Source organism: Paraburkholderia acidicola, assembly GCF_002362315.1.
GTDB classification, from domain to species: Bacteria; Pseudomonadota; Gammaproteobacteria; order Burkholderiales; family Burkholderiaceae; genus Paraburkholderia; species Paraburkholderia acidicola.
Genome location: NZ_MTZV01000006.1, coordinates 2,734,606 through 2,760,079, shown reverse-complemented (window position 1 = coordinate 2,760,079; position 25,474 = coordinate 2,734,606). Strand labels below are relative to the sequence as shown.

Sequence of the window (25,474 nt, the reverse complement as noted above, 5' to 3'; positions counted from 1 at the left end):
GAATGCGGAGACAAGGCGGAGTCGCCGCGGTTCGCTCACAGCGCGAACCGATAACCAGGAAGGCACGGAGACAGGATGAACTGGTATCGGGATATTTCGACGGCGGAGAAGCGCACGTTGTGGGGCTGCTTTGCGGGCTGGGCACTCGATGGTGTCGACACCCAGCTGTTTAGCCTCGTGATTCCGACGCTGCTCGTCACCTGGGGGATCGGCAAGGGTCAGGCGGGGTTGATCGGCGGGGCGACGCTGGTGGCTGGCGCGCTCGGTGGATTGCTTGCGGGCTGGCTTTCCGACCGCTATGGACGCGTGCGCGCGTTGCAGATCACCGTCATCTGGTTTTCGCTGTTCACGTTTCTCAGTGCTTTCGCGCAGAACTTCGAACAGCTACTGGTGCTCAAGGCGCTGCAGGGGCTCGGTTTTGGCGGCGAGTGGACAGCCGGCGCGGTGCTGCTTAGCGAGACGATCCGCGCCCAGCATCGCGGCAAGGCGATGGGTATCGTGCAGAGCGCCTGGGGCTTCGGCTGGGCGGGCGCCGTGTTGCTGTACACGGTCACGTTCACGTGGATATCGCCGGAGTGGGCGTGGCGCGTGTTGTTCGCGATCGGTGCTGTGCCTGCACTGCTGGTGCTGTATGTGCGCCGCTCGATCAAGGAGCCGCCACGCGCACCCTTAACGCACAATCCGGAGCAAGCCCGTGCGACCGCGACGCACATCTTCGACCGCTCGGTGATCCGCACGACGATCGTCGGCGCGTTGATCGGTGTCGGTGCGCACGGCGGCTATCACGCGATCACGACCTGGCTGCCGACGTATCTGAAGACCGAACGGCATCTGTCGGTACTCGGCACCGGCGCGTATCTGGCGGTCATGATCACGGCGTTCATCGCGGGATGCTTTGTCAGTGCGTGGCTACAGGACCGCATCGGTCGACGCAGGAACGTGATCCTGTTCGCCGTGTGCTGCGCGGCCACGGTGAACCTGTACACCTTCCTGCCGATGGGCAACACCGCGATGCTGATCCTGAGCTTCCCTCTCGGTCTCTTCGCAGCAGGCATTCCGGCGACACTCGGTGCGCTCTTCAACGAACTCTATCCGCAGGGAATCCGCGGTACCGGTGTCGGCTTCTGCTACAACTTCGGACGCATCGTGTCGGCGGGATTTCCGGTGCTGGTCGGACACATGGGTAACTCGATGCCACTCGGTTCGGCGCTCGGTATCGATGCAGGTATCGCCTACGGGCTCGTCGTAGTCGCGGCGCTGATGCTGCCCGAAACGAAGGGGCGCAAGCTCGCCGCGGTGGAATCTGCGGGTTCCGCTGCTTCTACGGCATCGAATGCATCCGCTGCGCCGGTTGTGCGGCGCGTGTGATCTTCGATCTCTCTTCCACGCAATGACCCAGAGCCCTCTTCTTCCCGCGTTTGACGTTGCCCACGCTGACGACATGGCAGTCGATACCGCCGACGCAGTCGCTGCCGCTGTGGCTCACTGGTATCGCGCGGACCCGGCCTGCATCACTGCAGTCGATACGCACGCCCACGTATTCGTGCGCGGCCTGCCGCTCGCACCGCAACGCCGACACGCGCCCGACTACGATGCAACGCTCGATGACTACGTCGCCCATCTATGCGCGAACCGCATCTCGCACGCCGTGCTCGTGCAGCCGAGTTTTCTCGGCACCGACAACCGCTTTCTGCTCGACGTGCTGCGACGCTATCCGCGGCGCTTTCGCGGTGTCGTTGTGGTCGATCCCGCGATCGATCCTGAGCAACTCGCGACGCTCGCGCGTGCCGGTGTAGTCGGTATGCGGCTGAATCTGCTCGGCCTGCCGCTGCCCGATCTGCGCGAACCGCACTGGCGCTTGCTGTTCGAACGGATCAACGCGCTTGGCTGGCATGTCGAGGTGCATCGCGAAGCGGCGGACCTGCCGCAGATTGTCGATGCATTGCTCGACGCGGACTGCACCGTGGTCGTCGATCATTTCGGCCGCCCCGATCCGCTCGTTGCCGTCGATGATCCGGGCTTGCGCTTCCTGCTCGGCACTGCGTCCAGCGGGCGCGTGTGGGTCAAACTGTCCGCAGCCTATCGCAGTGCCGTCGGCACCGATGGTACACAGCACGGACAGCGGATCGCGGCGCTGCTGCTCGAACATTTCACGCCGGCACGGCTTGTCTGGGGCAGCGACTGGCCGCATACGCAGCACCAGCATCTCGTCGATTACGACGCCACCTGGGCCGCGCTCGCGCAGTGGGTACCCGAGCGCGAAGCACGCGAAACGATCCTTATCGATTCGGCGCGCCAGCTGTTTCGTTTCGACTAGCGGTCCAGCAGTAGAGGAACGATGCGCAGCAACGCAAAGGCTGACTGTGCGACATAACAAATCAAGGAGACACGCTCATGGCTAAAGCGCTCGCTGAGGCAATCGCGCCGACTGTCGGATCAACCATCGGATCGACCGCTACGCCGGTTCGAATCCGCTCGATCGTCGGTGGGCTTGCCGGCAATCTGATCGAGTGGTACGACTTTCTCGCGTACAGCATCTTCTCGATCTATTTCGCCCCCGCGTTTTTCCCCAGCGACAAACCCACCGTGCAACTGATGAACACCGCCGCCATCGCCGCGGTCGGCTACATCGCGCGGCCGCTGGGTAGCTGGCTGATCGGGCTGTACGCCGACCGGCGCGGCCGCAAATCGGCGCTGACAGGCTCGGTGATGGCGATGTGCATCGGCTCGCTGATGATCGCGATCACGCCCGGCTACGCAACCATCGGCGTGTTCGCGCCACTGATGCTGATCGCCGCGCGCCTGTTGCAGGGGCTCAGCATGGGCGGCGAATACGGCACCAGCGCGACCTATCTGAGCGAGATCGCGCCGGCGAACCGGCGCGGCTTCTACCTCGGCTTTCTGCAGGTCAGCGTCGTAGCGGGCCAGTTGCTCGCGCTCGGCTTGATGCTGCTGATGCAGCATGTGCTGCTCACTGCTGCGCAGATCGAGCGCTGGGGGTGGCGTATTCCGTTCGTCGTCGGTGGCGCGCTCGCGCTGTTTGCGCTCTATATGCGCCGCAACGTGGCTGAAACCGAAGCGTTCACGCACAGCGCGCAGCAAGCCGGTCCATCGGTTGCGCGCGAAATGCTGATGCACTGGCGGCAGATCCTGCTCGCGTTGGGCATCACGGTCGGCGGAACCGTCGCGTTCTATACCTACACGGTGTACATGCAGAAGTTTCTCGTGAATACCGTGGGGCTCGGCAAGGAGACGGCCACGTTCGTATCGGCGGGAGCGCTGCTGCTCTATATGCCGCTGCAACCGCTGTTCGGTCTTGCATCGGACGTCGTCGGCCGGCGGCCGGTGCTGATCTGCTTCGGTGTCTGCTGCACGCTGTTTTCGGTGCCGCTCTTCAATGCGATGAGCCATACGCATAGCGCGACGACTGCGTTCCTGCTGTCGTTCGCGGGCCTCGTGATGCTGAGCGGCTTCACTTCCGTCCATATGCTCGCGAAAACCGAACTGTTTCCAGTTCGCATCCGCGCGCTGGCGGTCGGGCTGCCGTATGCACTGACGACTGCGATACTGGGCGGCACGACAGAGTTCGTCGCGCTGCGCTTCAAGGCGGACGGCCACGAAGCGTGGTTCTACTGGTATGTGACGGTGTGGGCGGGTATATCGCTGGTGGTGTATCTGGGGATGCCGGAGACGCGGTTTCGTGCGGTGGGTTCGGTGGCGTAGTGGGCATTCCGCGAATTCATATCGGCCCCCGTCGAGCTGTGTTCAAAACTCGAGCGGCTTGATCTTCACTTGTTTCGCGTTGCGGGCCAGGACGTCATCAAGCGTCGCGATAGCCCCGACCCTTGCATCCAGCGCAGAGGCAAGGTGCAGCGCATCGCCCGCGCGAAGTCCCGTTGATACGTCGAGAGTCAGCGCCGCCGCGCGATGAAAAGTGGACGGTTCTACCGGCAACAGCCGCAAATCCCCGGCGCAAAGACGTTCGAACGCCTGCCATGCCGAGGCGCCTTGCACAGCAGATATTTGCGCTGTCCGTTGCTTGATGCCAAGGGCACTGGCGAATTCGGTCACGCACCAGGCCGCCGAGGTCAGTTCTTCGGTACACGTCCGGTACCACCGCTCAACCGCGGCGCTCATCGGCTCGTTCACGCACAGCGTCACCAGCACACTCGTGTCGACATACACCATCAATAGCGCGCTCCGCGTCGCAGTTCTTCGATGACGGACTCCGTCATCGGCATGGCGTCGCGCGTCTTTTTCAGTTCCTGGGCGAACGCGGCGCGGTCCCACTTCGCGGCACGAATGCTGATACCGCCATCAGCGGTCAGGTCTGCCTGCACGTGGTCGCCTTCCTTGATTCCAAGCCGGCGCACGTAGTCGGCAGGAATGCGCAACGCGAGGCTGTTGCCCCATTTTGCGATTTGCAGGTCCATCGAGCCCATCCTTGATATACATCGATGTATATACATTATAGCAAACGATGAACTACTTGCAAGACTCGCTGGCTCCTCCGGAAGTACTAGGCTCATTCTGTCGTGCCATCCCTTACAAACGCTTTACTTGACGTCGCATGGGCAGCTGACAGGACTATCTGAGCAATCCTGATCCACTCTTCAGTAGATCAGGAGATAGGCGCAATCCATTTTCCACGATTTCCATTTCACCAGTAGTTATAACGATCCAGCATAATTTACTTTGCGCTTTCTTATTATTACATAATCGAATCTTTCGATTTTTCAAAAAACTTCAAATTCCATCAAAAAAAGTTTGACACTAGGTTATCTGCCTTATATCTTTTGATCACCCAATTTCCCACCGATCATCTCTCTTGATCAGTCGCCGTATTTTCCGATGGGGTTTTCCCGCAGATAATGCAATGCGCATTGCTGTCGGACCAGCATTACCTGGCAAAGCTTTTATATTCACCGAATACCTTCATCCCGGCGAGGGTCGCGATAACTCGCTGGCGCTTGATATTTACCTGAAGTTTGACGATATAAAGCCGCTTCATCAATATCTTTAATATTATTTCCGGCTATGTAAATGTGATTTCCCGATATGCAGGAGATCACGATCGATGGGCCGTTGCCCAGCTTGTAGTCCGTTCGGAGACGACACCAGACATGAGTTGATCCCAATCTCGAAGTTGATCTGCTGATGAGAAATATCCCGCCAGCATGACACGCATCGTAAAGATTCAAATAATCCGCTTCGACTCGCGGATGGATCAGCACGTCATTATGTCTTCACATCGCGCTGACGAGATTATCTGAATTTCATATTTCCTACTACGGAGACGATCAATGTCACCCTAAATACACCCAGTGTCTTCATGAGTTACGCGTGGAAATTCAATGCTTCCAATGACAGTTATCCGGGTCGATTCATAATATCCGTATATAACCGCATCGGTTCGTCGTCACTATTCTGGAGCTTACCAATGAAGAAGGTTACGCACGTCAACAGTACGTTTTCAAAGGGCTTTACCAAAGCACTCCTACCGTTGGCTATCGCTGCGACGCTAATACCCCTGAGCGCGCAGGCCGTGAATACTTCAAATAACTGGGTCGCAACCCGGACCGGCGCTTTCCTGCAGGCCGCGGCGCCATCCGCCAATACGGCTACGCAGTCCGAAGCCCAGAGCACCGCGACGAAAACGGGCGCCTTTACGCTCGGCGCCAGCGCTGCCACCGGAGTCGTCAATACCCTTGTTACGCCTCTCGAATTGAGCCAGCCCCTGCATGTCACCGTGGTCCTGAAGAACCGCAATCAGGATCAACTCGACGCTTTCCTGCGTGAACTCGCGCAGCCGGGTAGCCCGAATTACCGTCAATATCTGAAGCCGGCCCAGTTCAAAGCCCGCTTCGCGCCCACCGATGCCCAGGTTCAAGCCGTGGTCGAGCATCTGCGGGCAAACGGTTTTAGCAACATCCAGGTATCGGCGAACAACAAGCTGGTTTCTGCCGAAGGTAATGCCAATAACGCGCAGAGCGGTTTTCACGCGAGCCTGAAGCGCTTTAACTATCGCGGCAAACAGGTCTACGCCAACGACTCGGCAGCGCTGATTCCGGCGTCGCTGGGCTCGACCGTCGACGCCGTGCTTGGCTTGCAGAACGCCGTCGTTCCGCACAAGACGATCCACCGCGTGCTGCCTGGCAGCGCTGCGCTCGCCGCGAACGCCGTAAAACCGAACGCCGCAGCCGTATCGAAGGTCGCTCACCAGCCGACCGACTTCGCGACGATCTACGACGCAGCCAGCTTGCCGGCCGCGAGCAACACGACGGTGGGCATCATCACCTGGGGTGACATGACCCAGACCATCTCGGATCTGAACACCTTCACGCAGAACGCCGGACTGCCGACCGTCAATACCTCGACGGTTGCGGGCGGTCAGGGCACGCTCGCCGACGATGGCGACCCGGCCGAATGGGATCTGGATAGCCAGGACATCATTGGGACGTCCGGTGGCGTGCAGCAACTGATCTTCTACGCAGCAGTCAACGGCGACAGCCAGGATAGCGGCCTGACCGACGCGACGTTGACGGCGGCCTATAACAAGGCCGTGACGGACGACGTAGCGAAGGTCATCAACGTGTCGCTCGGACTCGACGAAGCATCGGCGAATTCGGACGGCTCGCTGCAGGCCGACGACTCGGTCTTCCAGCAGGCCGTGGCACAAGGCCAGATCTTCTCGGTGTCCTCGGGAGACGCGGGCGTGTATCAGTGGTCCACTTCGCCGCAAGGCGCGCCCGGCTATATCGGCACGAACGACGGCAGCGGCGTCCAGACGACGATCAACCTGTCGCAGTACAGCGTCTCGTCGCCGGCCAGCTCGCCTTATGTCGTGGCCGTGGGCGGCACCACCCTGTCGACGACCAACACGACAACGTGGGCCGGAGAAACGGTGTGGAACGAAGGCACCGCGTATGCCGACGTCGACTCCAGCGGCAATCCGGTCGACGATTCCGTGCGCATCTGGGCCACGGGCGGCGGCGTAAGCCAGTACGAAACGGCGCCGAGCTGGCAGACCACGGCACTGGGTTCGTCGGTGACCAAACGGGTCTTGCCGGACGTTGCTTTCGATGCGGCTTCCGCGACGGGCGCGCTGATCGTCATCGATGGCCAGGCGGGACAGCAGGTGGGCGGTACGAGCCTCGCGTCACCGATTTTCGTCGGTGGCTGGGCGCGGGTGGAATCGGCACACAACAACAGCCTGAGCCTGCCGACGTCTGGTTTCTATCAGACGTTCCCGACCACCAAGACGTCGATCCACGACGTGACCTCGGGCAACAACGGCTACGGTGGCAAAGGCTATACCGCCAAGGCCGGTTGGGATGACACCACCGGCTTCGGCAGCCTGGATTTCGGCAAGCTGAGCGCGTCGTATAGCCAGTAAGCCGCAACACGGCGCCTGCTGTTCGCTGTTCGCTCCGTAAGGCTTGAACAGCCGGGTGCCGCTGATGCACTGCCGTCTCGAACACCCCTTTTCGAAGGGGTGTTCTGTTTTATGAACGACCTCGCCGCTTTCCGCGCACCAGCGCTTACGCTGCACCGTCACCGAACTTGCGACGATAGGCGCCAGGACTCGTCAACGCGATGCGACGGAAATGCCGCCGCAACGACTCCTCCGAACCGAAGCCCGCCCGCTCGGCAATCCGCGCCATCGGCAGACGTGTCTGCGCTTCGAGCAACTCGCGCGCAATCGCCACCCGCTCGCGCAGCAGCCATTCATACGGCGCCATGCCGGTAGCGTCGCGAAACTGGCGTTGCAACGTGCGCGGACTCATCGCCGCGCGCTCCGCCAGCGAACGCAGCGTATGCGGCAACGCCGGATTCACGCGAACCCAGTCCATCAGTTTGGCGAGGCGCCCGCTGTCGTCGGCGGGTAACGGCCGCGGCAGGAACTGCGCCTGCCCGCCCTCGCGATGCGGCGGCACGACCAGACGCTGGGCGACGCGATTCGCGATTGCGCTGCCATAGTCGCTGCGCACGAGATGCAACAGCATGTCGATCCCCGCCGCCGATCCCGCCGATGTAATCACCTGCCCTTCGTCGACGTACAGCGCATCGGGTTTCACGTTCAGTTGCGGGTAGCGTTTTTGCAACTTATCCGCGTAGCGCCAGTGCGTCGTGACCGTCTTGCCGTCGAGCACACCCGCGGCTGCAAGCACGAACACGCCGGAGCAGATCGAGCAGAGCCGTGCGCCGCGCCGATACGCCGCGCGGATCTTGCGCAGCAGCGGCTCGGGTGGCGTTTCGTCGGGATCTCGCCAGCCCGGTACGACGATCGTCGCGGCACGCTCGAGCATGCGCAGCGTATAGGGCGCCGCTACGGTGATACCGCCGGCCGCGCGAATCGGACCGGGTTCGCTCGCGCAGACCGCGAACCGGTACCACTCGACATCGAGTTCCGGGCGCTCCAGCGCGAACAGTTCGGTCACGCATCCGAATTCGAATGTGCAAAGCCGATCGTAGACAAGGGCAACGACGAGGTGACGGTCCATGGCGCGATGTTACCGGAGATTGTCGATTACGCCACTGCCGTGTGCTGTCTCGACGACGCAAAATGATCGCTCGATATCGCTCATCGGAACCCACATCATGTCGACTCTTTCAGCCAACGCCGTCACTGCAATCCCCGCCGCGGAAAGCACGGCCGCCCTCGCCCATTTCCAGGCATCGTTGCAATTCGAAACCGACTGCTCCGACGTCGCCGCCGCGCTGTCGTCGGGGTCTCCAGGCTTTGTTCTGCTCGACGTGCGCAGTCCCGCGCTCTACGCGCAAGGCCACGTACCGGGCGCGGTGAATCTGCCGCACGGCAAGATCGTCGTCTCGAAGCTGCTCGACTATCCGTCCGACACGCTGTTCGTCACGTATTGCGCAGGCCCGCACTGCAACGGCGCGACACGCGGCGCGATTCGTCTTGCGCAGCTCGGGCGACCGGTGAAGGTCATGCCCGGCGGCGTGACGGGCTGGCTCGACGAGGGATTGGAACTCGCGCGTGCGGCTGGCGATTGAACGTGTTGCGTCGCGTTGCGGTACATCGCAATGCGTCAAAGGCGAGCGCTCCTGCGCTCACCCCGCCACCAGCTTCTCGAGCCGACGCTGCAACTCATCGGTCGCGCAGGTCATCGGCGCACGTAACTCGTTGCGCAGCCATCCCTGCGCGGCCAGTGCAGCCTTCACGGGGCCGGGGTTGGGCTCAGTGGTCAGCGCGCGGATCAACGGCGCGAGCGTGTGAAAAATCGCGCGCCCTTCGTCGAGCCGTCCAGCCGCAAGCACGCGATACATCTCGACGAAGCGTTCCGGCCGCAGATGCGCCGACGCCGCAATCGCACCACTACCGCCAATACACAGCGTGTGAAAAATATCGAGATCATCGCCGGCGAGCACCTTCAGCCGTCCGTCGAGAATCAACGTCAACGTCGTATCGGCCGAGCCCGCGCAATCCTTGATCGCTTCGATCCGCGGATGCGCAGCGAGCGTCAACAACGTGTCGATTTCAAGCCGCACGCCGGTGCGATACGGAATGTCGTACAGCACCAGCGGCTTCGTGCTCAGATCCGCGAGCCCCGTGAAGTAATCGATCAGACCGCGTTGCGCGGGCCGGATGTAGTACGGCGCGGACACCAGTACGCCCGCTATCGGCAGATCGTTCAGTTGCGCGATGCGTTCGCGCACGCTCGCCTCGTGGTTGCCCGATACACCGACCAGCACCGGCAACGATAGCGGGCCAGCGGCCGCCAGCACTGTAGTGAGTACTGCGTCCTGCTCACGCGCATCGAGCGCGGCAGGCTCGCCGGTGGTGCCGAGCGCGACCAGACCCGACACGCCTGCGTCGGCATACAAACGTACCAGCCGGCGCAACGCATCGTGGTCCACCGCGCCGTCGGCAAACGGCGTAACGATGGGAATCCAGATACCCGAAAAAATAGACATGACTTAACCTCAAACGCGACCGTATCGGTTCCGTTCAGCGGTGCGGGGGAAGCGGTGTCGAGGGGGAGAAAACGCGGGCCTTGACTGGCTGTTCCGTCGCACATCTGACGACGGAACAGCTGGCTCCGGTCAGATGAGCAGCTGTTTTTTTGCTTTGGCGCCCACGGCACCGATGGCTCCGCACGCGCGCGCACGGCCTGCCGTGGCGGCAGAAAGCGGGTTGCGCGAGAGGTGGGGAGCGTTTTGCATGTCGGGCAGTGTACCAGGATTTCGCGCTCACACGCAAAACGGGCTTGACTTCTCGTCGCACGGAATTAATATACGCATCGCGTACATAACCACGACCGAGAGGTGCTCGCATGAGCGTCCCGCAACAAGCCTTCCTTCGCGACGCGATGCGCCGCCTGAACATGACCCGCGACGGCTTCGCGACCCGCATCGGCGTGACACGACGGGCGCTCGACACGTGGTTGCTGCCCGACGACTCGCAGGAATCGCGGGCCATGCCGGAGATCGTCGAGCGTTTCGTGTCGGAAATCGTGGTTCACGGCGAACCTGGCGATAAATATACGCAGAGCGTAGATTCGCAGTCGCTGGCGAGCCAGATGTTGTTCGAGGGCAAGCCGCAGTTGCTGTCGGTCGATCAGTTCTCGCGCGACTCGGTCGAGGCGCTGTTTCGCGTCGCCGACATCATGCAGCCGATCGCGCGGCGCCGGAAAATCTCCCGCGTTCTGGAAGGCGCGGTGCTCGGCAATCTGTTCTTCGAAGCGAGTACCCGGACGCGTGTGAGCTTCGGCGCGGCGTTCTGCCGGCTCGGCGGCTCGGTGTGCGATACGACCGGCTTCACGTTTTCGTCGATGGCCAAGGGCGAGTCGATCTACGACACGAGCCGCGTGATGAGCGGCTACGTCGACGCGCTCGTGATCCGCCATCCGGAACAGGGATCGGTAGCCGAGTTCGCGCGCGCGACCAACGTGCCCGTGATCAACGGCGGCGATGGCCCCGGCGAACACCCGAGCCAGGCGCTACTCGATCTGTACACGATCCAGCGCGAGTTTTCGCGACTCGGCAAGATTGTCGACGGCTCGCACATCGCGCTGGTCGGCGACCTGAAGTACGGGCGCACCGTGCATTCGCTGGTCAAGCTGCTGTCCCTGCATCGCGGCATCAAGTTCACGCTGATCTCGCCGCCGATGCTCGAAATGCCCGCATACATCGTCGAGCACATTTCACGCAACGATCACGTGATCGAGCAGACGCACGATCTCACCGCGGGCTTGCGCGGCGCTGATGTCGTGTACGCGACGCGCATCCAGAAAGAGCGCTTCACCGATGAATCGTTTGAAGGCTACACGCCCGATTTCCAGATCAATCAGGCGCTCGTGGATAGCGTGTGTGGCCCGGAAACGCTGATCATGCATCCGCTGCCGCGCGACAGCCGCGCTGGTGCAAACGATCTGAGCACCGACCTGAATCACGATTCGCGCCTCGCGATCTTCCGTCAGACCGACAACGGTATTCCGGTGCGGATGGCGATCTTCGCTGTGCTGCTGGGTGTCGAGAAACTGGTCCAGCATTCGATGCGCGACGCCGCGTGGCGCGCGCCCGCATACCTCGGTCCTGACGATGCCGTGTTTCACGGTATCGACTGACGCGCCGCCGACGCGCCGCGTTACTGTGCGAGCGGTTCGAGCCCGCTGCGGCTGATCACGGGCGCCGCAGCCGGTGAGGCGAGGAAATGGATCAACGCCTGCGCACCGGCCGGGTCCTTGCTGCCCGCCGCGATGCCGGCCGAGAACGTCGTGTATTGCTGCACGTCGTCGGGCAGTTTGCCGACGACCGTCACGCCTTTCACGGGCAACAACTCGCTCACCTGCTGAAAGCCGATCTCCGCTTCGCCGCGTGCGACGACATTGCCGACCGGTTCGGCGGGAATCATCCGGCTCTTGCCCTTCACCTGCGCTTCGATGCCGAGCTTTTTGAACAGCTCGCTGGCCACATAGGCGCCGCTCGCGCTGTCCGAATACGCAATCGATTTCGCCGCGAGCAGCGTCTGCCGTAACGCATCGTCGGAGTGAATGTCGGGTTGCGGCGCGCCTGCGCGCACGGCGATGCCGATCGGCGAACGCGCGAAGTCGACCTTGCTGCCCGGTACGACCTTGCCGGCCTTGACCAGATCATCGAGCGCGTAACCCACCATGATCAGCACGTCGACCGGTTCGCCGCGCGCGAGGCGCACAGGAATCGCGTTCTCGGTCGTACCCATCGACGGGCCCCATGCTGTTGCCAGCGTATCGCCGCTCGCGTGCTCGAACTGCGGGCCTAGTTCGCGATAGGCCGCTGCAAAACCGCCGGAGATCATCACCTTGACCTCATCGGCGTGCACCGCGCCGATCGTGCCGAACCCTGCGCAGCAGATTGCGCCGAGCGCCCATGCGCGGAATCCTGTTTGCCGTGTCTTCACCGCTGCTGTCTCCAGTCTGTGTTTTCGTATCGACTCAAGCTGCTGATATGTCGTGCTTTGCGCATCGGCAGCCAGCGGCGATGGTACCCGACGCAGCGTCACACGTGCAGCGATCCCGCCACGGCCACCGTGCATTGCAGGCCCTGCATGTTACCCGTTGCATCGATTGCGGTTCGAGCGCGGTTTCTCGCTGTTCGCCGCATGGCATCCGCGCAATCACGCGGATCCTTTGCTCGTCTGGTTGCGCGACACGCTCGCGCAAATCGCCCACGGATGGCAGCTGGATGGCAGGAAAATGGCGGGCCTGTAATCCATCGCGCGCAGGGGCCCCAGGCGCTTTACTTTCCACTTCGTTAAGCGCAACGTTCCCGTCTGACGCGTGCCCCACTGCTTCACATCCCCACACTGTTGTGCGGTTTGCGTACGCCCGCACCACCGTGCGCGGCACCGAAATTGCTGATTCGAATCGTTGTGCTGCGGCACATTGAAAGATCGATGCCGCCGTAGCCTGCATCGATCTTTCATGGAGCGAGCAGAACGTCATGTCCAGTCATTCCGATAGTCAGAATCCGGGCGATGCACCCGGCACATCTTCCGATGAAACTTCCGCGACGCCCGCACGACCTTCGCGGCGACGCTTCCTGCAATCGGCGGCGGCTGCTGCTACGGTGGGCACGGTGCCATACGCGCACGCGCAGACACAGCCCGCTGCCGAATCGACTGTGCCGCCCGTGCCACCGGTTACGCATCCCCCCGTGCCTGCGCGCGCAGTAACGCTCAAGATCAACGGCCGCGATTACACGCTGCAACTCGAACCGCGTGTCACGCTGCTCGATGCGTTGCGCGAATACGCGGGACTGATGGGCACGAAGAAAGGCTGCGATCGCGGACAATGCGGCGCATGCACGGTGATCGCCGACGGCCGGCGTATCAACGCATGCCTCTCACTGGCAGTGATGCACGAAGGCGAAGCGATCACCACGGTGGAAGGACTCGCGCAGGGCGACGTCCTGAGTCCGTTGCAGCGCGCATTCATCGCGCACGACGCCTTTCAGTGCGGCTACTGTACGCCCGGTCAGTTGTGTTCGGCGACCGCGCTGCTCGGCGAATTCGCTGCGGGCACCGCGAGCACCGTTACCGTCGATGTACGCCAACGCCCACCGCAACTGACCGACGATGAGATTCGCGAGCGCATGAGCGGCAACCTGTGTCGCTGCGGCGCCTATCCGAACATCGTGGCCGCAGTGCGCGCAGTCCATGCCGGCACGACCGGCGACGCGTAAGGAGACCCGACATGGATGCGATCTCCTACGAACGTGCCGGCGATATCGCTGGCGCACTGCGTGCCGCGCAGCAGCCCGGTACGGTGTTTATCGGCGGTGGCACGAATCTACTCGATCTGATGAAGGGCGGTGTTGCACGGCCGGCGAAACTCATCGACATCACGCATATTCCGGGGCTCGACACGATCACGTCGTTGCCCGACGGCGGTCTGCGTATCGGCGCACTGGTGCGCAACAGCGATGCCGCGAATCATGTGTGGGTACGCGAGCGTTATCCGCTGCTGTCGCAGGCGTTGCTTGCGGGCGCATCGGCGCAGTTGCGCAACATGGCCACGGTGGGCGGCAATCTGATGCAACGCACGCGCTGCCCGTACTTCTACGACACCGCGTTCACCGAGTGCAACAAGCGGCAACCCGGCAGCGGCTGTGCGGCGCTCGACGGCCACAACCGCATGCACGCGATTCTCGGCGCGAGCGCGCAGTGCATCGCGGTCAATCCCTCCGATATGAGCGTCGCGCTTGCCGCACTCGATGCGACCGTGCGCGTAAGCGGTCCGCGCGGCGAACGTGTTGTGCCCTTCGGCGAGTTTCATCGGCTGGCCGGCGAGCATCCCGAGTTCGATACAACGCTGCAACCCGGCGAGTTGATTACCGCCGTCGATCTGCCACCGCCGCTTTACAGCGAACATGTGCACTATCTGAAGGTGCGCGACCGCGCGAGCTATGCGTTTGCATTGGTGTCGGTGGCGGCGGCCTTGCAGCTCGACGGTACGACCGTCAGCAGTGCGCGCATTGCGCTTGGCGGCGTCGCGCACAAACCGTGGCGTGCAACCGCCGCGGAACAGCACCTCATCGGTCAGCCGCTTAGCGACGCGCTGCTCCACGATGCAGCGGCCGCCGCCTTGCAGGACGCCCGGGCCCAGCGCGAGAACGGTTTCAAGATCGCGCTCGCGCAACGCGCAATCATCCGCGCAGTGAATCAGGCCGCAGGGCGGCAAGGAGGTGCTGCATGAACCCGACTCCCTCGCTGATCGGGCAACCGCTCGATCGTACCGACGGCGTGCTCAAGGTCACCGGCGAAGCCCGCTATGCGGCTGAATTTCCCGAAGCGCGGCTCGCCCACGCGGTGCTAGTAACGAGCACGATTGCCCGCGGCACGATCACATCGATCGATGCGGAACGCGCGCAGTCGCTACCCGGCGTGCTGCTCGTGATGACCAGCCGCAACGCGCCGCGCCTGCCGAACGGCGGTCGCTCCGCGCTCGTCCCGCCCGCCGGACGACGCCTGTCGCTGCTGCAGGACAACGAGATTCACTACAGCAACGAACCGGTCGCGGTCGTGGTCGCCGACACGCTCGAACATGCAGTCGATGCAGCGCGCCAGTTGCACATCGTCTACGCCGGCACGCCGGCCACGCTCGACTTCGCGCAGGCGAAAGCAAACGCCTACGCCCCCGACCGACCGCAGGGCCGACAGACCGATACGCAGCGCGGCGATCTGGAGGCCGGTCTGCGCGACGCCGCCGTGCGCATCGATGCGGTGTACACCACGCCGATGGAACACCACAACCCGATGGAGCCGCACGCGACGATGGCGATCTGGGACGGCCCGCACCTCACGCTGTACGACTCGACCCAGGGCGTAAGCGGCGCAAAGCGGGCGGTCGCTGCCACACTCGGCATTCCCAGCGATAACGTGCACGTGATCTCGCCGTTCGTCGGCGGTGGTTTTGGTTGCAAGGGATCATCGTGGTCGCATGTCACGCTGTGCGCGATGGCGGCGCAGCAGACCGGCCGCGCGGTGCGGCTTGCACTCGAGCGTCCGCAGATGTTCGGCCCGGTAGGCGGGCGCCCGTTCACCGAGCAGCGGATGACGCTCGCGGCGCGCGCCGACGGCACGCTCACGGCGATGCGGCATGACAGCTTCTCGAACACCTCGATGATCGAAGACTGGACCGAGACCTGCTGCATGGTGACGCGGATGTCGTACGCGGTACCGAACCAGGTGACGACGCATCGTCTCGTGCAACTGAACGTCGGTACACCGACCTTCATGCGTGCGCCTGGCGAGACAACCGGCTCGTTCGCACTCGAGTCGGCCATGGACGAACTCGCGTACGCGCTGAAGATGGACCCACTCGCGCTGCGCCTGAAGAACTACGCAGAGGAAGACCCGCAGGAACACAAGCCGTGGTCGAGCAAATCGCTACGCGAGTGCTACCGGATCGGCGCGGAGAAGTTCGGCTGGTCGCGTCGCACACCCACGCCGCGTTCGATGCGCGCTGGCGACACGCTGATCGGCCTCGGCATGGCGACCGCGACATATCCGGCGAACCGCAACCAGGCGTCGGCACTTGCGCGCATCCTGCCGGACGGCAGCGCGATGGTCGCATCGGGCACCCAGGACCTCGGCACCGGGACCTACACGGTGATGACCCAGGTTGCCGCCGATGCGCTCGGCTTTGCACCGGCGAACGTGCGTTTCGCGCTCGGCGATTCGTCGCTGCCACCTGCGCCGGGGTCGGGCGGCTCGCAGTCGGTTGCGAGCGTATCGCCAGCGGTGCGCGAAGCGGCCACTCAGGTGCGCAACCAGCTGATCGCACTCGCGCTCGCCGATCCTGCTTCGCCGGTACACGGCGCCACGCCCGACGATGTGACCGTCGAGAACGGCTGGGTGACGCGCCGATCCGACCCGGCACGGCGCGATCCAGCTGCGGCAATCATCGCGCGGGCGGGCGGCCGGCCGCTCGAAGCACTGGCCACTGTCACACCGGGTGTCGAAAAAACGCAGTACGCGTTCCACTCGTTCGGCGCGGTATTCACAGAGGTGCATGTCGATGCGACGCTGGGGACGATCCGCGTGCCGCGCATCGTCGGCGTGTATGGCGTCGGGCGACTGCTCAACCAGAAAACCGCGCACAGCCAGTTGATGGGTGGCCTCGTCTGGGGCATCGGTGCAGCGCTCGAAGAACAGACTTCGCTGGACCTGCGCTATGGGCGCTTCGTCAATGCGAACCTTGCCGAGTACCACGTGCCGGTGAATGCCGACATCGGGGCGCTCGACATCAGTTTCATCGACGAAGTCGATCCGCATATCAATTCGCTCGGCGCGAAGGGCATCGGCGAGATTGGCATTACGGGTGTTTCGGCGGCGATTGCCAATGCCGTGTTTCATGCGACCGGTGTGCGGGTGCGCGATTTACCGGTCACGCTCGACAAGGTATTGACGTCGTGAAGCGCTGAGGTTTGCATTGGCATCTTCGCTAAGATCGCGCGACGAGGCAGGCGGCTGTGCTTGCCTCGTCGGCGCTTGCGCCGCACAATCGGCCTCACTCCCCCTCTTCGGCGCACCCCATGACCTACGTTTCGCTCGCCACCGGCGTGCTGCTCGCCGCCGGCTACGGGTCGCGTTTCGATCCCGACGGCATCCACAACAAGCTGCTGGCGCGTCTGCCCGAAGGTAAATCGGTTGCGCACGAGGCGGCGCATCGTCTGAAGCTCATCGTGCCGCGGGTCGTTGCCGTGGTGCGGCCGGGCAGCGACGTGCTCGCGCGCGAACTCAACGATGCGGGCTGCGATGTGGTGTTCTCGGCCGCGGCCGGACGCGGAATGGGCGCGAGTCTCGCGGCGGGCGTCGAAGCCTGCGACGACGCCGAGAGCTGGATCGTCGCGCTTGCCGACATGCCGCGCATTGCGGCCACGACAATCGAAGCGGTGGCGAGTGCGCTGGGCGGTGGCGCATCGCTGGTTGCGCCGTTCTATCGCAACCAGCGTGGGCATCCGGCCGGCTTCGGCATCGTGCATCGGGCGGCATTGCTCGCGCTCGACGGCGATGCGGGTGCGCGCGCGCTTTTTGCGGCGCATCCGGTGACGCGCGTCGATGTCGACGATCCGGGTATTCTGCGCGACATCGATACGCCTGGCGATCTGCGGGATCTCGATAGCGCTCACGCGTAGCGGCACACCAACGCCACCCTCTTTCCCCAAGCTCATGAGCGAAACCAGCCCGCGCCTCTTTGTCCTGCCGCCCCATTTCGACGATGCCGTGTTCAGTTGTGGCGCGTTGCTCGCCACGCATCCGGATGCGGCTGTCTGCACGGTCTTTGCCGCGCCGCCTGAACACGACATGCACACCGAGTGGGACCACAAGTCCGGGTTTTCCGGGGCGCACGAAGCGATACACGCCCGCACCATCGAAGACAACCGCGCGCTGTCGCTGCTCGATGCGATTCCGGTGCGCATGCCGTTCCGCGACAACCAGTATCTCGATTCACCATCGATCAGCAAGCTGGCGGCAGCGCTCGAGGAGATCATCTACGGCTCGACCGCGAACACGCTGCTGATGCCGCTCGGTCTGTTTCATCCCGATCACCTGCTCGTCTACCACGCATGCTGTGAAATCCTGCCACGGCTCGCGCATCTGTCGTGGTTCGCCTATGAGGATGCGATCCATCGCTGCAATCCGGGTGTCGTGCAGGCGCAGCTCGACGATCTCGCGAGACGCGGCATTGTCGCGACGCCGGCGCAGCCCGCTGCTACGCATACGATCGATCCCGTACGCCAGGCGACGGTAAAACACGAAGCGGTCGCGGCATACGAGAGTCAGTTGCGCGGATTCGGTCCGCATGGCTGCGACGATGTATTTAACACCGAACACTACTGGCAGCTCACGGTCTCGCGCTCAGCGACACGGCGCGTGAAGAAATAGCCGTGGCTTAGGTGCGTCGTATTTACGAAGCGCCCCGCCCGCGCAGAGCCACGCACGAAAAAAAAGCGCCGGGAGCCCCGGCGCTTGCTAACGGAGACCGCTGCGCCTTCCGGCACGCGGTCTCCCGGACCACTGTACGGTGCTACTGCACGAACGCACCGACTGTCAGGAACGGATTCACTGCACTAACGTTGGACGGGCTCTGCGTCGTGAACTGCTGGTTCACACCGTTCATCAACAGCGCATACACCTGGCCAACCTTGATGATTGCGCCCGTGTCGCCAGCCTTGTAAATCGCCGTGTTGCCGGACATGAGCGGCGATGTCGCCGTGACCTTGACGAGGCCGGGCTGCGTCTGCGTGAAGTCCATCGTGAAGTTCGACGAAGTCGTTGCAGAGAACGGGTTCAGCAGGCCGCCAGTGGGCGACTGGAACAACGCTGCCGTCGAGTTCACGCCAGCGTTCGTCGATGCGCTGCCGTCGAGACAGGCGCCCTCGGACGGATAGAAGCTCCCGTTGCCGCTAGGTGAAGTCAGGGCTTGCGTAGACTGGCCGCCGTATGTGACGACGCCGCAGGCAGACACGCTGTTGGCGCCAACGTACCCACCACTCAGATCGCTCTGGGCGAGTTTCGTGGCCGGTGCGAGCAGCGAGATGCCGATCTGGTCGTCGAGGACCGAGCCGATCAAGGTGGGGCTGACAAACCCCAGGCCGACCCGAATGATGACCGGCACCAGCGTCCCACCTACGTTACCCACGATCATCACACCGTGTGCCGTGTTCGTCCCCAGGATCGACAGTGGCTGGACAGCAGTACCGATGACGGGATAGACCGTTGAACCTGCGGGAATACCGCTCGTAAACACGTTGTCGGGCGAGCCGTCTGCGTTGGTCCTGAGTTTCCAGGGCGCACCAGTGGACTTGCACGAATACTGCGACGTATCGGGGACGCAGCTACCATCAGCCTGGAAAGTTTCAGAGGCCTGGATCGCGTCCGGCTGCCAGCCCAGAGGACCGGCTTGAGGCGGCCCCCCCGGAGTCGTGCTGGGAGCGGTCTGGGCAATCGAACCTTCTGGCGTCACGCGGAAACCGAGTTCGTTGTACGTTCCCGCCACCTTCGAGAAATCGGTCACCGTCTGGCTGAAAGCGATGAACGGGTATGAATCGAACGTCCGCGACGGTACTACGCCGAGTTTTGTCAAACCGAGATTCACACCAGGGTACGAGATCGTCGCACCCGGGCTCGAGCCGCCCATGATCCCCATCCCGACAAACAGGATCGGTGGATCTTGCGGGTTGATTGTGATCGCGTAGGTACCGTCAGCGGTCTTGCCGTCCAGCAGCACGATCGCGCAGCGGTTCTGCTCGGCGCTCGGCAGCGAGAGCGGCGTGCCGGTCGAACCAGTCGGCGTATAAAGGTCCGGCGTGGTGTACGTACCGTTGATGGTCAAACCGGCGCGCGTATTGTTGACCTGACCCGCGGATGTCGGCACTTCCGACTCCACGAACGTCATCTGATACGTCTTCGGGCTCGCCGTCGAATTGAATTTCACCTTGACGTATTCGCCGCTACCCGTGCCGCCGGTGTAGGTCGTCGAATAATCGAGTGAGTCCGGGCAAAGCTTCACATTCAATGGCGGCGAAGTCGGCCCACCCGACGGTCCGCACGCGGCCCCCGAACATTGCGCCACGTTCACTGGCCCGGGGTTCCCCGGGTTATCGCCATTACATGCAACCAGCAGCAAGGCTGCCGTCGCAATGCCAGCCAGGGTTTTGACGGGAAAACCGTCACGCACGATGCGCGTCATCTTTTGTCTCCTCCGGATTTATCGTTTGAATGATCTAGCTGTTCCCGTCGTATCCGGCCACGATATTCGCTCGAATAAAACCCGAAATGTCGAGGAACAGGCGGCCGCCGGGATCATGCTTTTCTAATTTAAAGCCGTGGAATGCGGCGCTATGAATGTACGCAGGACATTGCCTCGCATTATTGTCTCCCTTGGCCCGATCTTTACATGCAACTCGTCGCAAAACTTAAACCGGTTAAGAAAGAATGTACATAGAGGCGTGCATCCAAACTCCCGCGCGGGCGTGTTCCAGCCTCCATGCTGGCTGGTCGGTTCGTTTCAAACGCACGTCCATGCCGCGTGAATCGCGTAAAAAGATAATGGCGCAGCGCACCAATAAGCGAATGGCATCAAACGCGAGCGGCTTCGCCGTGATGCCAGTCGCTGCGATTCGGCAAACGCGGCCTGGAACGGATCGCCGTATTGCGTGGGAAGAAGTGCGGCGGGGTGTTAAACAAACGCTGAGATAGCGTCGTGCGTCGATTGCAGACGCAACAGCCGCATTGACGACGAGGCCGCGAAGGTCCCGTCGTCAACGCCTGGCGCCTCGATGCCGTGTTCGACACCGGGCGCTCAATCTATCCAGCCTGTTCAACGCGTTCAGCGAGAAAGTTCGCTGAAGCCCTGCAACAGCCGGTCGACGTCGGCGGCATGGATGTCGCCCATCGTCGAGATGCGGAACAGTTCCGCCGACAAACCGCCCTGTCCCGCATAGATCACAAAGCCGCGCGCCTTCAACGCATCGTGCAGTTGCGGGTACGACACGCCGTCCGGCAACCGGTACGCCCGCAACACCACCGACGACTGTTCCGGCGCCAGCGCACTACCGATCCCGCGCGCCGCCAGCCCCGCGCGCGCCTGCTCGGCAAGCGCTGCATAGCGTGCATGGCGCGCTGTCCAGCCGCCTTCGTCGGCAAGTTCGCGCAGCGCTTCGACGAGCGCGTAGTACGCATGCACCGACGGCGTGAACGGCGTATTGCGCTGATCCTGCAGTCGCGCAAGGCGGCTCAGGTCGAGATAGAACGTGCGGCTTGCCGCCTGAGCCAATGCGTCACGTCGAACAATCACGAACGCCGCGCCGGGCACGCCGTGCAGACATTTGTTCGCGGTCGCCGCCACGGCGGCGATGCTGCCGTCGTTGAAATCGATCGCTTCGGCACCGAAGCTGCTGACACCATCCACCAGCAACTGCACACCGCGCTCGCGGCATACCGCACCGAGCGTACGCAGATCGTTCAACCGGCCTGTGGTGGTTTCGTGATGGATCACCGCGACATGCGTGAAGCCGCGATCGGCGTCGAGACGTGCCACGATGCGCGCGAGATCGGGCGCTTCCATCCATTCGTGCTTCACGACTTCGTGCGCGATCCGGTATTGCGCGGCGATGTGAGCAATCCGCTCGCCGTATACACCGTTCTCGACGATCAGCAGCTTGCCGTGCTCGGGCACCAGCGCCGCCACCATGCTTTCGACTGCCGCGGTGCCGGAACCCGTCATCAGCACGGCGGACCATTGCGCAGGGTCAAGCCCGTAGACGTTCACGAGACGCTCGCGCGCCTCGTCCTGCAGATCGAAAAACTCGCTCTCGCGATGACACAGATCGGTTTGCAACAGGCTGCGGCGCACGCGTTCAGTCAGCGTGACCGGACCGGGGTTCAACAGCAGCATCAACGCTCTCCTTGCGCAGCGCCGATGTGGCGCATCAGGCGCGTCTTCACATCGGGCGGGGTAATGGTGGGACGCGGCAGGCCATCGGGGGTGCCGCGTTTGATCGCGAGACGGACGAAGCGCGAACCGCGCGTCGCTGTCGATGCCGATTCCGGCGCAGCAAGTGTTGCGAGCGTGTCGTCGAGCACCGCGAGATCATCGCCCTCAACCGCCGACGCATAGCCGCATGCCGCCGCCACACCCGCAAACGATACCTGCGGCGAAACCGTTGCCTGGCCGCCGGTCGAATCGTGTGCGCCGTTATCGAGCAACACATGCGTCAGATTCGCTGGACCATACGCACCCAGCGTCGCGAATGCGCCCATGCGCATCAGCGCGGCGCCGTCGCCGTCGAGCGCGACCACCTGCAGGTCGGGTCGGGCAAGTGCAAGCCCAAGCGCAAACGGCGTGAGGCAGCCCATCGAACCGACCATATAGAGCTGGTTCGGCCGGTCGTCGAGTGCGTAGAGTTCGCGGCCGCAAAAACCAGTCGACGCCAGCACGACCGTCGAGTCGACCGGTGTATGTGCGATTACGCGTTGCAATGCCTGCTGCCGCGTCGGCAACGCATCGGCGGCCACACCGCGTGTGACGGTGCGCGCCGCAGGAGCGGCTTCGCGCGCAACTGCCGGCGCCTGCTTCAGCTCGTAAGGCGCCACGCTACCCTTTTGCATCACGAGCGCGTACGGCCGGCCGGTTTCATCCATGTAGGCAATCGCGCGATCGAGCGCGGGACCGATCGCATCGGCTTCAGTGGGGAACGTCTCCCACGGAATCTCCATCGTCTCGAGCATCGCCGGCGTTATCGGACCCATCAACGCGTGTTGCGGTTCGTCCGGTACACCGGGCTGGCCGCGCCACGTGACGATCAGCAATTGCGGCAAACGGAATGTCCACGTCAGCGAAGTAAGCGGGCTTACTGCATTGCCGAGCCCGGAGTTCTGCATCATCGTGACGCCGCGTCTCGTACGGCCCGCTACGCCACCTTTTACATCGCCCCCCAGCGCAACACCCGCAATCAACGCAACCGCATCACCCTCGTTCGCCGCCGACACATAGTGCAACGACGGATCCTGCAACACGTAGTTGATAAACGGCGTCAGGTACGAACACGGCACGCCCGCATACCAGTCGAAGCCGCGCTCGCGCGCCGCCTCGACGAACTGTGCCGCTTCGATCATTGCGCAGCCCCGCGTTGCGCATCGCCCGATGCGAGCGGCGTCTGCGCGTGCGCGAAATCGCCGGCACGACGGAAGTCTTCCAGATCGTTCACACCGCGCCAGTGGCCGTGCACGTATTGCACTTCGACCTGCTCGCCGGAATCGATCAGCGCATTGAGGAGCGCCGGAATATCGAGCGAATCGAAATCGGGCCGCTCGCGCAGTTGCGCAAGCACTGTCTTCAGACGCTCGATGCCCGCGCCACGCACATTCAGAAGGCCGATCCAGCGACCCTGCGGTGCCGTGCCACTTGCGGCATCGCCCTGCAGTTCGCTCGAGATGCGTTGTAGCAGCACCTTGTTGCCGAACAGGCCGCGGTCGTCCGCGGCGGAGCACCATGCGAAGTCGCGCACGCTGCTGTTTTCCGTCTGCGTCGGCGACGAATCGACCACGACGCTGAACTCCGCTTCGCTCTCGACCAGGTCACGCACGATGTAGCTGCGGAACAGCAGATCGCCGTACGAGATGACCGTATCGGTCTGCAGCGTATCGGCGGCACAGGCGAGCGAGGCGAGTTCGCCGGTTTGCGCATGGCGTTCGTTGACGACGAGCTTGATGCCGGCCGTATCGATTGCATCGGCGCGATAACCGCCCACCACCGTGATGTCGTTGACACCCTGCTTCTTGAAGCCATCGACGAGCCAGCGCAGCAGCGGCTTGCCCGCTACCGGCAGCATGACTTTCGGACGCTCTTCGGTCAGCGCTTCGAGTCCCGCGCCGCGGCTCGCCGCGAGCACGATCGCGGCACCGGTCGCACGCGAAGCAGACAGATAGCGGCGCTCGGCTTCCGAGTATTCGTCGGCATCCTGCAGACGGAAAATTTCGTTGACTGCGGCGATGCGATCTTCGACGTCGACGAGCGTTTCGTTGTCGTGGATTTCCTTCGCGACGGCCTGCATCGCCGACGCTGCCGAACGGATCAGATGGTTCGCCCAGATCACGACGCTGATACCGGCCTTGCGGAATACTTCAGTCGGCGTCGAGTAGTACTTGGTCGGCACGATCACGAGCGGACCGCGGCCGGCCCATTCGCGAGCAAACGTGAGGATTTCGTCGGGACGCGACAGCTTGCTGTGAATCAGGATCGCATCGGCACCGGCCTGGCGATACGCCTCGGCGCGACGCAGCGCTTCGTCCATGCCCCAGCCCGCGATCAGCGCTTCGACGCGTGCGACGATCGAGAAATCGTCGTCAGACTGCGAGTCCTTACCGGCCTTGATCTTGCCGCAGAACTCGTCCATTTCAGCGAGCGGCTGACGCTCGCCGTTGATAAAGCTGTTGGTCTTCGGAAACTGCTTGTCTTCGATACACACGCCCGCGATGCCGCGCTGTTCGAGCTTGCGCACGAGGCGTCGTACGTTGTTGAAGTTACCGTAGCCGGTGTCGCCGTCGAGCAAAATCGGCAGATCGCTGGCGTCCGCCATGAATTCGAGTGTGTCGACCACCTGGGTCCAGCTCGCCTCGTTGTTATCGCGCACGCCATACTGCGCGGAAATCGCCAGGCCAGAACCCCAGATCGCGCGGAACCCGGCTTCTTTAACGATGCGCGCGGACAAGCCGTTGTGCGCTTCCATCATGAATTCGAGCTGGTTGCTGGTGAGCATCTGGCGCAGGCGGCTGCTGCGGGAGGTGGTAAGAATGGAGGGGTCGCGTGCGTTCATCTCGTTGTCTACTCCGGGTAGCCGCCTGGCTGGCGGCGGAATGATGTGCTGGCCGCTGTGTACAGCAGCAGCGCCGTTCTCCGCATTGTCCGACCTGTCTGGAGACGGCCAAAAATCGCGACTATAGCGGAAATGAAACGCCGCCGTTGGCAACGTGACATGTTTATGGCAATTGGTGGAAATGCTAGGAAAAATGTGGTGTTTCTGGCCGCAAACGCATGCTCCGCGCGGCTCTGCGGCGACTCGCATCGCGCGCATCACTTCGCTTTCATTCCGCTTTTTATTTCGCCTGAGGTTTTTTTTTGAGTCCGGGACGAGCGGATCGTGTCGCGTGTTTTTATATCGAAGGTTTATCGTGCGAGCCGGGAAAAACATCGACTACGCGTTACGCGAATAAAAAAGAAGGCGCTCACGGTGAGCGCCTTGAAACACGCCGCGTCGGAGACGACGCTCTTATCGAACGAATCTCGTGCGCGGTTTTTACAATCAAACCATCGCAATGTGACACGTCAGTTTCGGCGCATGCGCACGTCCACATTGCATGTGCTCTCGCACACCGACACGTCAGTCACGATCGACTAATCGCAATTCACGGCGTGCAGATCGCGTGCCCCTTGCGCGAATGCAATATTAATATTACGTTTCT

The 25,474-nt window shown here is 62.8% G+C and carries 20 protein-coding genes; 11 read left to right on the top strand and 9 right to left on the bottom strand.

Annotation, left to right across the window (positions count from 1 at the left end; genetic code table 11):
* Window positions 1-75 precede the first annotated feature (75 nt).
* From BWP39_RS30780 to BWP39_RS30770, 3 genes are all read left to right on the top strand, one after another.
* Window positions 76-1,368, top strand: a complete 1,293-nt coding sequence (locus BWP39_RS30780) for an MFS transporter (protein ID WP_096725941.1) — start codon at window positions 76-78, stop codon at window positions 1,366-1,368.
* Window positions 1,369-1,441: 73 nt separating this feature from the next.
* On the top strand, window positions 1,442-2,317 hold the full coding sequence (locus tag BWP39_RS30775) for an amidohydrolase family protein (RefSeq protein WP_096725940.1): 876 nt from the start codon (window positions 1,442-1,444) through the stop codon (window positions 2,315-2,317).
* Window positions 2,318-2,394: 77 nt separating this feature from the next.
* Window positions 2,395-3,723, top strand: coding sequence for an MFS transporter (locus tag BWP39_RS30770; RefSeq protein ID WP_096725939.1), 1,329 nt, complete (start codon window positions 2,395-2,397; stop codon window positions 3,721-3,723).
* A gap of 42 nt (window positions 3,724-3,765) precedes the next feature.
* On the opposite strand, the gene BWP39_RS30765 is transcribed toward BWP39_RS30770, so the two are convergent.
* Both BWP39_RS30765 and BWP39_RS30760 read right to left on the bottom strand, forming a co-directional pair.
* On the bottom strand, window positions 3,766-4,188 hold the full coding sequence (locus BWP39_RS30765) for a type II toxin-antitoxin system VapC family toxin (RefSeq protein WP_096725938.1): 423 nt from the start codon (window positions 4,186-4,188) through the stop codon (window positions 3,766-3,768).
* Window positions 4,188-4,433, bottom strand: a complete 246-nt coding sequence (locus tag BWP39_RS30760) for an AbrB/MazE/SpoVT family DNA-binding domain-containing protein (protein ID WP_207557203.1) — start codon at window positions 4,431-4,433, stop codon at window positions 4,188-4,190. Before BWP39_RS30760 ends, BWP39_RS30765 begins: the two co-directional genes overlap by 1 nt.
* 1,007 nt (window positions 4,434-5,440) lie before the next feature.
* Between BWP39_RS30760 and BWP39_RS30755 the strand changes: the two genes are divergently transcribed.
* Window positions 5,441-7,396 carry a S53 family peptidase gene (locus BWP39_RS30755; RefSeq protein ID WP_096725937.1) on the top strand — a complete coding sequence of 652 codons (1,956 nt, stop codon included), beginning with the start codon at window positions 5,441-5,443 and terminating at the stop codon, window positions 7,394-7,396.
* Window positions 7,397-7,541: 145 nt separating this feature from the next.
* On the opposite strand, the gene ftrA is transcribed toward BWP39_RS30755, so the two are convergent.
* Window positions 7,542-8,504, bottom strand: coding sequence for a transcriptional regulator FtrA (gene ftrA, locus BWP39_RS30750; RefSeq protein ID WP_096725936.1), 963 nt, complete (start codon window positions 8,502-8,504; stop codon window positions 7,542-7,544).
* Window positions 8,505-8,601: 97 nt separating this feature from the next.
* On the opposite strand from ftrA, the gene BWP39_RS30745 reads away from it, so the two are divergent.
* Window positions 8,602-9,018: a rhodanese-like domain-containing protein gene (locus tag BWP39_RS30745; protein ID WP_096725935.1), complete on the top strand. Its 417-nt coding sequence runs from the start codon at window positions 8,602-8,604 to the stop codon at window positions 9,016-9,018.
* A gap of 57 nt (window positions 9,019-9,075) precedes the next feature.
* Here the strand turns inward: BWP39_RS30745 and dapA are convergent, their stop codons facing one another.
* Window positions 9,076-9,939 (bottom strand): 4-hydroxy-tetrahydrodipicolinate synthase, encoded by an 864-nt coding sequence (gene dapA, locus BWP39_RS30740; protein WP_096725934.1) that lies wholly within the window; start codon window positions 9,937-9,939, stop codon window positions 9,076-9,078.
* Between the two features lie 359 nt (window positions 9,940-10,298).
* On the opposite strand from dapA, the gene BWP39_RS30735 reads away from it, so the two are divergent.
* Window positions 10,299-11,591 (top strand): aspartate carbamoyltransferase, encoded by a 1,293-nt coding sequence (locus BWP39_RS30735; protein ID WP_096725933.1) that lies wholly within the window; start codon window positions 10,299-10,301, stop codon window positions 11,589-11,591.
* A 20-nt stretch (window positions 11,592-11,611) separates the two neighbouring features.
* Here BWP39_RS30735 and BWP39_RS30730 read toward each other — a convergent pair whose 3' ends face one another.
* A complete protein-coding gene (locus tag BWP39_RS30730) occupies window positions 11,612-12,358 on the bottom strand; it encodes a substrate-binding domain-containing protein (protein ID WP_235851529.1) in 747 nt (248 codons plus the stop codon).
* Between the two features lie 587 nt (window positions 12,359-12,945).
* Between BWP39_RS30730 and BWP39_RS30725 the strand changes: the two genes are divergently transcribed.
* The 5 genes from BWP39_RS30725 (at window position 12,946) to BWP39_RS30705 (ending at window position 18,394) form a co-directional block, all read left to right on the top strand.
* On the top strand, window positions 12,946-13,686 hold the full coding sequence (locus tag BWP39_RS30725; RefSeq protein ID WP_096725931.1) for a 2Fe-2S iron-sulfur cluster-binding protein: 741 nt from the start codon (window positions 12,946-12,948) through the stop codon (window positions 13,684-13,686).
* A gap of 11 nt (window positions 13,687-13,697) precedes the next feature.
* Complete coding sequence (locus tag BWP39_RS30720) at window positions 13,698-14,699, top strand: FAD binding domain-containing protein (RefSeq protein ID WP_096725930.1); 1,002 nt, start codon at window positions 13,698-13,700, stop codon at window positions 14,697-14,699.
* The gene (locus tag BWP39_RS30715; protein ID WP_096725929.1) at window positions 14,696-16,921 is read left to right on the top strand and encodes a xanthine dehydrogenase family protein molybdopterin-binding subunit; all 2,226 of its coding nucleotides are present in this window, start codon (window positions 14,696-14,698) and stop codon (window positions 16,919-16,921) included. Before BWP39_RS30720 ends, BWP39_RS30715 begins: the two co-directional genes overlap by 4 nt.
* 119 nt (window positions 16,922-17,040) lie before the next feature.
* Window positions 17,041-17,643, top strand: coding sequence for a nucleotidyltransferase family protein (locus BWP39_RS30710; protein ID WP_096725928.1), 603 nt, complete (start codon window positions 17,041-17,043; stop codon window positions 17,641-17,643).
* 34 nt (window positions 17,644-17,677) lie between these two features.
* Entirely contained in the window at window positions 17,678-18,394 is a 717-nt protein-coding gene (locus tag BWP39_RS30705) for a PIG-L family deacetylase (RefSeq protein ID WP_096725927.1), read from the top strand.
* Window positions 18,395-18,536: 142 nt separating this feature from the next.
* On the opposite strand, the gene BWP39_RS30700 is transcribed toward BWP39_RS30705, so the two are convergent.
* The 4 genes from BWP39_RS30700 to aepX form a co-directional block, all read right to left on the bottom strand.
* Window positions 18,537-20,201 (bottom strand): DUF2957 domain-containing protein, encoded by a 1,665-nt coding sequence (locus tag BWP39_RS30700; RefSeq protein ID WP_096725926.1) that lies wholly within the window; start codon window positions 20,199-20,201, stop codon window positions 18,537-18,539.
* Window positions 20,202-20,840: 639 nt separating this feature from the next.
* Window positions 20,841-21,908: a 2-aminoethylphosphonate aminotransferase gene (locus BWP39_RS30695; RefSeq protein WP_096725925.1), complete on the bottom strand. Its 1,068-nt coding sequence runs from the start codon at window positions 21,906-21,908 to the stop codon at window positions 20,841-20,843.
* Window positions 21,908-23,128, bottom strand: a complete 1,221-nt coding sequence (gene aepY / locus BWP39_RS30690; RefSeq protein ID WP_096725924.1) for a phosphonopyruvate decarboxylase — start codon at window positions 23,126-23,128, stop codon at window positions 21,908-21,910. The genes BWP39_RS30695 and aepY overlap by 1 nt, the downstream gene beginning before the upstream one ends.
* A complete protein-coding gene (gene aepX, locus BWP39_RS30685) occupies window positions 23,125-24,828 on the bottom strand; it encodes a phosphoenolpyruvate mutase (protein WP_096725923.1) in 1,704 nt (567 codons plus the stop codon). The genes aepY and aepX overlap by 4 nt, the downstream gene beginning before the upstream one ends.
* Between the last annotated feature and the right edge of the window lie 646 nt (window positions 24,829-25,474).

Bases quoted from the DNA above. Each gene is read 5' to 3' on its own strand.
- BWP39_RS30720 (WP_096725930.1), top strand. From the start codon at position 13,698: ATGGATGCGATCTCCTACGAACGTGCCGGCGATATCGCTGGCGCACTG.
- BWP39_RS30710 (WP_096725928.1), top strand. From the start codon at position 17,041: ATGACCTACGTTTCGCTCGCCACCGGCGTGCTGCTCGCCGCCGGCTAC.
- dapA (WP_096725934.1), bottom strand. From the start codon at position 9,939: ATGTCTATTTTTTCGGGTATCTGGATTCCCATCGTTACGCCGTTTGCC.
- BWP39_RS30745 (WP_096725935.1), top strand. From the start codon at position 8,602: ATGTCGACTCTTTCAGCCAACGCCGTCACTGCAATCCCCGCCGCGGAA.
- BWP39_RS30755 (WP_096725937.1), top strand. From the start codon at position 5,441: ATGAAGAAGGTTACGCACGTCAACAGTACGTTTTCAAAGGGCTTTACC.
- BWP39_RS30735 (WP_096725933.1), top strand. From the start codon at position 10,299: ATGAGCGTCCCGCAACAAGCCTTCCTTCGCGACGCGATGCGCCGCCTG.
- BWP39_RS30700 (WP_096725926.1), bottom strand. From the start codon at position 20,201: ATGACGCGCATCGTGCGTGACGGTTTTCCCGTCAAAACCCTGGCTGGC.
- aepY (WP_096725924.1), bottom strand. From the start codon at position 23,128: ATGATCGAAGCGGCACAGTTCGTCGAGGCGGCGCGCGAGCGCGGCTTC.
- BWP39_RS30715 (WP_096725929.1), top strand. From the start codon at position 14,696: ATGAACCCGACTCCCTCGCTGATCGGGCAACCGCTCGATCGTACCGAC.
- BWP39_RS30770 (WP_096725939.1), top strand. From the start codon at position 2,395: ATGGCTAAAGCGCTCGCTGAGGCAATCGCGCCGACTGTCGGATCAACC.
- BWP39_RS30705 (WP_096725927.1), top strand. From the start codon at position 17,678: ATGAGCGAAACCAGCCCGCGCCTCTTTGTCCTGCCGCCCCATTTCGAC.
- aepX (WP_096725923.1), bottom strand. From the start codon at position 24,828: ATGAACGCACGCGACCCCTCCATTCTTACCACCTCCCGCAGCAGCCGC.
- BWP39_RS30765 (WP_096725938.1), bottom strand. From the start codon at position 4,188: ATGGTGTATGTCGACACGAGTGTGCTGGTGACGCTGTGCGTGAACGAG.
- ftrA (WP_096725936.1), bottom strand. From the start codon at position 8,504: ATGGACCGTCACCTCGTCGTTGCCCTTGTCTACGATCGGCTTTGCACA.
- BWP39_RS30725 (WP_096725931.1), top strand. From the start codon at position 12,946: ATGTCCAGTCATTCCGATAGTCAGAATCCGGGCGATGCACCCGGCACA.
- BWP39_RS30695 (WP_096725925.1), bottom strand. From the start codon at position 21,908: ATGCTGCTGTTGAACCCCGGTCCGGTCACGCTGACTGAACGCGTGCGC.
- BWP39_RS30760 (WP_207557203.1), bottom strand. From the start codon at position 4,433: ATGGACCTGCAAATCGCAAAATGGGGCAACAGCCTCGCGTTGCGCATT.
- BWP39_RS30775 (WP_096725940.1), top strand. From the start codon at position 1,442: ATGGCAGTCGATACCGCCGACGCAGTCGCTGCCGCTGTGGCTCACTGG.
- BWP39_RS30780 (WP_096725941.1), top strand. From the start codon at position 76: ATGAACTGGTATCGGGATATTTCGACGGCGGAGAAGCGCACGTTGTGG.